At 68.9% G+C, this 8,773-nt stretch carries 5 protein-coding genes; 2 read left to right on the top strand and 3 right to left on the bottom strand.

Annotation, left to right across the window (positions count from 1 at the left end; genetic code table 11):
* Positions 1-30 precede the first annotated feature (30 nt).
* Both STRIP9103_RS12240 and STRIP9103_RS12235 read right to left on the bottom strand, forming a co-directional pair.
* Positions 31-1,551 carry an NCS1 family nucleobase:cation symporter-1 gene (locus tag STRIP9103_RS12240; protein ID WP_009309089.1) on the bottom strand — a complete coding sequence of 507 codons (1,521 nt, stop codon included), beginning with the start codon at positions 1,549-1,551 and terminating at the stop codon, positions 31-33.
* 395 nt (positions 1,552-1,946) lie between these two features.
* Complete coding sequence (locus STRIP9103_RS12235; RefSeq protein WP_063747281.1) at positions 1,947-3,164, bottom strand: ROK family transcriptional regulator; 1,218 nt, start codon at positions 3,162-3,164, stop codon at positions 1,947-1,949.
* A gap of 199 nt (positions 3,165-3,363) precedes the next feature.
* On the opposite strand from STRIP9103_RS12235, the gene STRIP9103_RS12230 reads away from it, so the two are divergent.
* Entirely contained in the window at positions 3,364-4,893 is a 1,530-nt protein-coding gene (locus STRIP9103_RS12230) for a glycosyl hydrolase family 28 protein (RefSeq protein WP_009309085.1), read from the top strand.
* A 477-nt stretch (positions 4,894-5,370) separates the two neighbouring features.
* Here STRIP9103_RS12230 and STRIP9103_RS12225 read toward each other — a convergent pair whose 3' ends face one another.
* The gene (locus tag STRIP9103_RS12225; RefSeq protein ID WP_009309092.1) at positions 5,371-6,459 is read right to left on the bottom strand and encodes a LacI family DNA-binding transcriptional regulator; all 1,089 of its coding nucleotides are present in this window, start codon (positions 6,457-6,459) and stop codon (positions 5,371-5,373) included.
* A 287-nt stretch (positions 6,460-6,746) separates the two neighbouring features.
* On the opposite strand from STRIP9103_RS12225, the gene STRIP9103_RS12220 reads away from it, so the two are divergent.
* Positions 6,747-8,773: RICIN domain-containing protein (locus STRIP9103_RS12220; protein ID WP_048820150.1), on the top strand; the 2,027-nt coding region annotated here is incomplete at its 3' end.

Genomic DNA, 8,773 nt, shown 5'->3' with positions numbered 1-8,773 from the left:
CCTACTCGGGGTGCCGGAAGAACCCGACTCCTATGCCTCCGCAGCCTCCGGCGCTTCCGTTGCCGCCGCCTTCGCGGTGAGCGGGCTCCTGCCCCCGCTCAGCGCGAAGTAGAGCACCCCGGCCACGGCGACGCCGATGAACCAGGAGTACGGACCCAGCTTCGCCCCGTACCCGGACGGTCCGTAGACGGGAAGGACGCTGGAGAAGACGGAGCCCACGGCGGCGGCCGCGAACGCCCGGATGTTCCAGCCGCCCTGGAAGCGGAACTCCCCGTGCTCCTGGTACAGCGCGGGCACGTTCAGCTGTGCCTTCCTGATGAGGTAGTAGTCGACGACGATCACGCCGAAGAGGGGGCCCATCGTCGAGCCGATGGCGTTGACGAAGCTGGGAGCGTTGTCCCAGGGGTGCAGCGGGTAGAGCAGCAGCGCGATGACGGCGGCGATGAGACCGCCCCGCCGGAAGGTCACATACTTCGGGGCCACGTTGGCGAAGTCGAAGGCGGGGCTGACGAAGTTGGCGACGACGTTGATGCCGAGCGTCGCGACGGCGAAGGTCAGCGCGGCGAGCAGGACGAGGAACGCGCTGTCGAACTTCGCGGAGATGGCGGCCGGTTCGAGGATGACCTCCCCGTACACCTTGCTCGCGGCGGCCGTGGTGACGGCCGCGACGAGGGAGAAGAGGATCAGGTTGACGGGCAGGCCCCAGATGTTGCCCTTCTTCAGGGTCTTCTCGTCGGGGGTGAAGCGTGCGAAGTCGCCGAAGTTGAGGAACAGGGCCGCGAAGTAGGTCACCCAGGTGGCGGCGATCGCGGCGATCGCGGCGAACGAGCCCGGGCTGACGTCGAGTCCGGTGGCGCTCTTGGCGAGCGCGGCCAGGTCGCCGCTCGGCATGTCGACGGAGAAGGACAGTGCCCCGGCCTTCACGGACAGCGCGATCGCCAGGATCAGCATCATCAGCCAGACCGCCGGTCCGGCGAAGTCCTGGAAACGGCGGACCGTTTCCATCCCCTTGCTGATGATGAGCAGCTGGGCGGCCCAGACACCGAGGTAGCACAGCACTTCGAGGCCGCTGTGGTCGAAGAGCCGGGTGGTCTCGTGCAGGTGCTTGGGGCCGTCGTAGCGGACGAGGAAGGCGACGACGGCGCCGGCCGCCGCGCTGGTCTGGGCGCCGTACCAGAAGGTGGCGACCACGGCCCGTACGAGAGCCGGGACGTTGGCGCCGAAGGTGCCGAACGAGGCGCGGGAGAGGACCGGGTAGGGGACGCCGGTCCTGACGCCCGCCTTTCCGATGAGGGTCATCAGCCAGTAGATGACCAGTGAGCCCACACCGATGCCGATGAGGAACTTGAACGTGTTTCCGGCGACGAGGAACAGGCTGGCTGCCAGGAAGTAGCCGTACAGACTGTGTACGTCCGAGGTCCAGACGTTGAAGATGCTGAACGCGCCCCACTTGCGCTCCGTGGCCGGGGCGAGGTCCGCGTTGTAGAGACGGGGAGAGTATTCCGGCGGTACGGCGACTCTGTCCGCGCCCGCGCTGTCCGTGGCCGTCATGTCCTGCTCCTTCTTGCTGTGCCCCATCCCCTGCCGGCGCCGTGCCGGATGGTTGGTGGGTCAGATAACGGCCCCGACATTGCACGGGAATGTCGGGTGCGTAACAGACCCATCAATGGAAAATCTCTTCCATTTCCGGATCGGGTCACCGATCGATCCGTGACTGTGGAGCGGCTGGACGAGGGGCGTGATCACAGGCGAGGCGGATTCCCGCGGAGCTGTCGGCTGGTCACGAGGGCCCGCGGAGCGGTGCGCGACGCCCGCACCGCCGCTGCCGGTGACGACTCCGACCGCATACGGCCGTGGCGTCGACGGTGACCGGGATGGTGCCGCGCGTGGCCTTGGAGCGGGGGCACACGCGTCCGTGTCACGGTGGGGCCGTCACGCGTCCGTGTTCACGGCGTGGCCGTTCCCGCGGTCATACGGTTGAGCGCGGCGGCCAGGTCCGGGGCCTCGCTGAGCACGAGCGCCGCGCCGCCGAGTGCGCCCACCCGGGCCCCGAGCCCCAGTTCGGCCGGCATCACCTCCACATCGCGGACCAGCGACAGCGCGTACCGGCGGATCGCCGCCCGCATGGGTTCGAGCAGTGCCTCACCGGCCACGGACAACTCGCCGCCCACCACGATGCGTTCGGGGTTGAGCAGGTTGCACATATTGGCCAGCACCTGGCCGACCACGGCACCGACGTCGGAGAAAACCCCTTCCCCCGCCCGGTCGCCGGCCGCGGTGCGGACGAGCATCTCGTCCAGCCCGGTGCCGTCCCCGAAGGCGGGCCGCAGCGCGGCGAGCACGGCCGGGATGCCGGCGTGCAGGACCAGGCAACCGCGGTTGCCGCACCGGCATGTCGGCCCGTCCAGGCTCACCGACACATGTCCCAGCTCCCCGGCCGCCCCGATCGCGCCGCGGTGGAGGCGCCCGTCGAAGATCAGGCCGGCGGCGATGCCGTTGGACAGCCCGACATACAGCAGGTTTCGCACTCCTCTCCCGGCTCCCCAGCGTGTCTCGGCGACGGCTTCGAGGCGGGTGTTGTTCTCGACGGCGACGGGCAGGCCGAGCGCCTGCTCGAACTCCCGGACCACGTGGATGTGCGACCAGGGCTGCCCCGGCAGGGTGACGCCGACCGAGCCGGTGGTGTGGTCGATCGGACCCGGCACGCCGATGCCGGCCCCGATGATCTGGTCGAACCGCAACGCGTGCTCGTCCAGGAGGTCGCGCAGGATGCCGACACCGGCGGTGATGCGTTCGGTGGGGCCGCAGGCGGGGTCCAGGGCGGTGCCGCGGCTCGCGATCTCTTGCGCGGAGAGATCGCTGAGATGGACCCAGACGCCGTCGAAGGTGTGGTTCATGCCGACCACGGCAGCCGCGCGCGGGTGGACCGAGAGGAGATCCCGGGCCCGCCCGTCGTGGCCTTCGCCGGGCTCCTCGTCGGACTGGACGACCAGGCCGCGGGCCATCAGGTCGTTGACGATCGTGGAAACCGTGGTCCGGGAGATGCCCGCCCAGCGGGCGAGAGCGGCACGGTGCAGGGGGCCGCGGGCCAGCAGGAGGGCGAGCAACTGCTCCTCGTTGGTGCGGCGCAGACTGCGCAGTGATCCTCCGGGCTTTTGGCTCATGGAGTCCGAGAATACCGAGTTGTTTCGAAAGTGCGTCAACACTCTTGACACACATTTCTGCCTGGCCGCAAGCTCAGCGCACCCCAGCCGCCGCATCTGTACCAAAGGTGGGGGCTCTGCCTGAACGCTCTGTCGGTCGGCCGCCCATGCACCACCTCCGGCCACAGTCGGTCACCCTCGCGTTACGTGAAGGAGTCCCATGAGCTCGTCCCTGTCCCGCCGGTCCACCCTGCAGGCCGCCGGCGCCGTCACCCTCGCCGGCTTCGTGAGCGGCGTCGCGAGCGCCACGCAGGCCACTGCCGCCACGGCGGGGGAGACCGACGTCACCGGCGACAAGGTGGTCGTCCACCCGACGCTTCCGCAGGTGCCCCTCAACACCTCCTTCACCGTCAAGGTCCGGCCGGCCGACGGCAGCTGGCAGAGACTCGACGTCTATCTGGCCAAGCTCGCCCTGATCGACGCCACCACCGGCAGTAACAAGGCCCAGAACTCCTCCGTGGCCATGTTCGACTTCTCCGGCACCGTCGAGGTCGAGGTCACCTACAACCCGGGCGGCGCCGAGAAGTTCCGTATCCGCCCGGACTCGTACGGCATCAAGCCCGAGGTGCTCGGCAGCACCGCGCGCTTCACCCTGGACCGGCCCCGCAACATCGTCGTCCAGGTCGACGACAAGATCTTCGACTGTCTGCACCTGCTCGCGAACCCGCTGGAGCAGAGCCCGCCCGCCGAGGGCGACAAGCACGTCATGTACTTCGGGCCCGGTCTGCACACCACCGCCGACCGGTTGCTGAAGGTCCCGAGCGGCACCACCGTCTATCTCGCCCCCGGCGCCGTCCTCACCTCACAGGTGATCTTCGAGAACGTGGAGAACTCCCGGCTCATCGGCCGCGGCGTGCTCTACAACTCCCCGAACGGGGCGCTCTTCATCCGCAAGACCGAGAACATCACGATCGACGGCGTCACGATCCTCAACCCCCGCTACGAGAACGTCCGGGTCGCCGAGTCCCAGAACCTCACCATCAAGAACCTGCGCGCCTTCAGCCACCAGGGCTGGGGCGACGGCATCCAGCTCTACTGCTCCGAGAACGTCACGATCGACGGCTGCTTCCTGCGCACCTCTGACGACAGCGTCGCCCTCTACACCCACCGCTGGGACTTCTACGGCGACACCCGCAACATCACGGTCAAGAACTGCTCCCTCTGGGCCGACGTCGCCCACCCGATCAACATCGGCGTGCACGGCAACTCCGACACCCCCGAGATGCTGGAGAACCTGAACTTCGAGAACATCGACATCCTCGACCACCGCGAGCCGCAGGTGACCTACCAGGGCGCCATCGCCTTCATGGTCGGCGACAGCAATCTCGTCCGGGACGTCAAGTTCGACAACATCCGCGTGGAGGACTTCCGCTGGGGCCAGCTCATCCACATGCGGGTCGAGTACAACCCGAAGTACAACACCTCGGCCGGCCGCGGCATCGAGTCCGTCTACATCAAGGACCTCAGCTACAACGGCAAGAACGCCGACCTCTCGGTGATGATGGGCCTGTCCGAGGAGCGTGCCGTCAAGGACGTCACCTTCGAGAACCTCCGCGTCAACGGCAGGGTGATCGCCGACAGCACGGGCAAGCCGAGGTGGTACCTGGCCTCCGACGGCGTGCCCATGCTGGCCAACGAGTACGTCAAGAACCTCCGCTTCCTCACCACCGAGGAGGCCGCGGCCCTGTAACACCCCGGTCAGCATCCCGGCACGGATCCACCCCGGCGAGTGCTCCACCCGACAGCAAAGGCCCAGGTCTGTGACCTGGGCCTTCTCGCTGGAACGGGCGACGAGAACGGAACTCGCGCCCTCAGCTCGGGAAGCTCGGGCATCGACATCGCACGCACCACCGGTACGGCCGACTCCCCCATGCGGCGGGTGCGCCTCACCTTCTCCCGTGAGCTGCCGGCCGACGCCGGCGTCGGCCGTGCCTCCGAGCCGCTGGAGCTGGTGGCTCACGCCACTGTTCCGGGCCGGGTGACGGTGCGAACCGCTTTCGCCGGAGAAGGCCCTGAGTGTTCCGTGTTCCGTGTTCCGGAGGAGGGCGCCACGGTTTGCGTAGTGCAGCGCATCTGGCGCGGGCATGGCACACGCCGAATGACGGCCGTGATGACTCGAAGTCCCGGTCACGGTGCAAGGCCGTCGTGACCGGGCCGGATGGGCTCGTCAGTGATCGTCCGGGGCGGGGGCGGCTCGCCGAGAACCCCTGGGCGCCATCGTCTCCAGCGCCTCGTCGGATGCCTCGGACCCGCCCCCGGTGACGTCCCGGCGGGGAGGCGGTGGTGCGGTGCTGTGGCGCGGCACGAGTCGCGTGGGGACGAGCGTGGTGCCGTGTTCAGGCATGTCCTGGCGCATTTTGCTGAGGACGCCTTGGACGCAGAGGCGGCCGACTTCGGCGAAGTCCTGGTGGATGGTGGTGAGGGGTGGGAGGAAGGAGGAGGCTTCGGGGATGTCGTCGAAGCCGATGACGCTGATGTCGTCGGGTACTTTCCGGCCGCGTTCGTCGAGGGCGCGCAGGAGGCCGAGGGCCATCTGGTCGTTGGCGGCGAAGACGGCCGTGCAGTCGGGGTGGTCGGCGAGGATCAGGCCGGCGCGGTAGCCGGACTCGGCCGACCAGTCGCCGCGGACCGGGGGCGGCGGGACGCATCCGGCTTCGGTGAGGGTGGTGTGCCAGGCGTTGGCGCGGCGTTGGGCGGCGAAGGAGTCCTCGGGGCCGGCCAGGTGCCAGACGGTGGTGTGGCCGATGTCCAGCAGATGGCGTACGGCGTCGCGGGCGCCGCCTGTCTGGTCGGTGTCGACGACGGTGTAGCGGTCGCCGGCGTCGGAGTCGGCGACGACGACGGGGACGCCGGGCGGCAGGCAGACCGTCGCCGCGTCCAGCAGGTGGGTCTCCAGGATGACGATGACGGCGTCCACCGCGAGTTCGCCCAGGCGGGAGAAGGCGCCGTTCACCTCGTCCTGGGTGGGCACGGCGACCGGCAGGAGGGTGACGGCGTAGCCCTCGCGGGCAGCGGAGGTCGCGATCGCGTCGAGGGTGCGGATGTTGCCCATGGTGGAGAGGGAGAAGGTGATCACGCCGAGGGTGCGGAACTCCCCGCGGCGCAGCGCGCGTGCGGCGCTGTTGGGCCGGTAGCCCAGCTCCCGCATCGCCGCCAGCACCAGCCGCCGGGTCTCCTCGCTCACCCCCGCGAAACCGTTGGAGACACGAGAGACCGTCTGCGAGGAAACCCCGGCAAGCCGAGCGACATCACCCATGGACGCACCCTGCCTGGGACGCGCGGCGCGTCCTCTCGTACGTCCTTCCACCTGGCGTGAATCCAATGCCGCGCTCTCCTGCCCAACCGCGCTCACTCTGCCCCCTAGCTGCGCAACTTTCGGTCCCGGACGATCCCGGACGACTTCTTGACCGTCGAGATTCGGACAGTGTAGACATCACGCCATCGAATGTTTACGTAAACATTCTTCCCTCGGAACCGCACACGCGGGCCTCGATCTCTGTGTCCCGCCGGGACGCGGCGCACAGAAGAGTTGGAGCACTCGAGATGGCACACCGCACCCGCTTCAGACGGCTCCTGGGAGGCATCGGCGTCACCGCCCTTGCGACCGGGACCGTCCTGGCCACCACCTCCCTGCCGGTCGCGTACGCCGAGACGGCCACCTCCTCCGTCACCGTCCGGCTCGACCCGTCGTACAAGCAGGAGAGGTTCGAGGGCTGGGGCACCAGCCTGGCCTGGTTCGCCAACGCCACCGGCGGCTACCCCGAGGAGATACGCGAGAAGCTGGCGCGGCTCCTCTTCGACGACGACGGCCTCGCCCTGAACATCGCCCGCTACAACATCGGCGGCGGCAACGCCCCGGACGTCAAGGACTACCTCCGTCCCGGCGGTGCGGTCGAGGGCTGGTGGAAGGCGCCCGAGGGCACCACCCGCACGGACACCGACTGGTGGAGCGCGGACGACCCCGCCGACTGGAACGAGAACGCCGACGCCACCCAGCGCTGGTGGGTGGACCGGATCAAGAAGGACATCACCCACTGGGAGGCGTTCAGCAACTCGCCGCCCTGGTTCATGACGGTCAGCGGCTATGTCTCCGGCGGCTTCAACTCCAAGGCCGACCAGCTCAAGACCGACTCCGTCGACGACTTCGCCGCCTATCTGGTGGGCGCCACCGAGCGGCTGGAGAAGGCGCACGGCATCAAGGTCGACACCCTCGAACCCCTCAACGAGCCGAACACCGGCTACTGGGGCACCACCCTGGGCGCCGACGGCCGGCCGGTCGCCGGCCGTCAGGAAGGCGCCCACATGGGCCCCGAGCTCCAGCAGAAGGTGATCCTCGCGACGGCCGCGGAGCTCGCGAAGTCCCACACGAACGCGAAGATCTCCGCGATGGACGAGACCAACCCCGGCCTCTTCGCCACCAACTGGAACTCCTACCCCCAGGAGGTCCGCGACGCCGTCGACCAGATGAACGTCCACACCTACGGCACCGGCCAGCGCACCGCCGTCCGTGACCTGGCCAAGTCGGCGGACAAGACGCTGTGGATGAGCGAGGTCGAGGGCGACTGGGGCGACGGCCAGAGCTTCACCGACATGCGTCCGGGCCTGGGCCTCGCCCAGCGCATGGTGGACGACCTGCGTGAACTGGAGCCGCGCGCCTGGGTGTTCTGGCAGCCCGTCGAGGACTACGACAACATGAAGCCGGGCGGCGAGTCCGCCAAGGGCGGCAACTGGGGCGAGATCCAGATCCCGTTCAGCTGCACCTCCGAGGACACCCTGGAGTCCTGCCCGATCCACACGAACACCAAGTTCGACACCGCCCGTAACTTCACCCATTACATCAAGCCCGGCGACCAGCTGATCAAGACGGACAACACCTCCAGCACCGCGGCGCTCTCCAAGGCGGGCGACGGCGTGACGGTCGTCCACGTCAACAGCAGCACGGGCGCCCGGTCCGTCACGCTCGACCTGTCGAAGTTCGCCGACTTCACTGCCGACGCCACCGTCACCCCGGTGGTGACCAGCGCCGGGGGCAAGCTGGAGCGGCAGAAGGCCGTCCCGGTGGTCGGCAAGCAGGCCACGGTCACCGTCCCCGCCCAGTCCGTGACCTCCTTCCTCGTCAAGGGAGTCTCCGGCGTCGCGGAGGACGCGGCCGAGCTGCGGAAGGGCCACACCTACCGGCTGACCGGCGTCCAGAGCGGCAAGGACCTCACCGTCGCCGACGACGGCACGGGCCTGGTGATCAGGACGGCCGGCACGCCTGCGGGCGAGGGCCAGCTCTGGCAGCTGGACCAGATCGCCCGCGACACCGAGAACCGGAAGCGGTACGTCTTCACCAACCCGAAGGACGGCAAGCGCCTGGCGGTCCGGGACGGCGCCCTGCTGGTCGAGCCCGACGACGGCGTTCGCGACGACGCCGCCCAGTGGATCATGTCGTCGACCGGCGACGGCACCTGGACCCTCGTCAACGCCGCCACCGGCCAACTCCCCGACGTCTACGGCCAGGCCAGGTACGACGGGGCCCCGGTCGGCATGTGGTGGCCGAACTCCGGCTCCAACCAGCGCTGGAGGGT

The sequence above is a fragment of the Streptomyces ipomoeae 91-03 genome (assembly GCF_000317595.1).
GTDB classification, from domain to species: Bacteria; Actinomycetota; Actinomycetes; order Streptomycetales; family Streptomycetaceae; genus Streptomyces; species Streptomyces ipomoeae.
The sequence above is the reverse complement of the archived record's forward strand: the minus strand, read 5'-3'. Positions and strand labels throughout refer to the sequence as shown.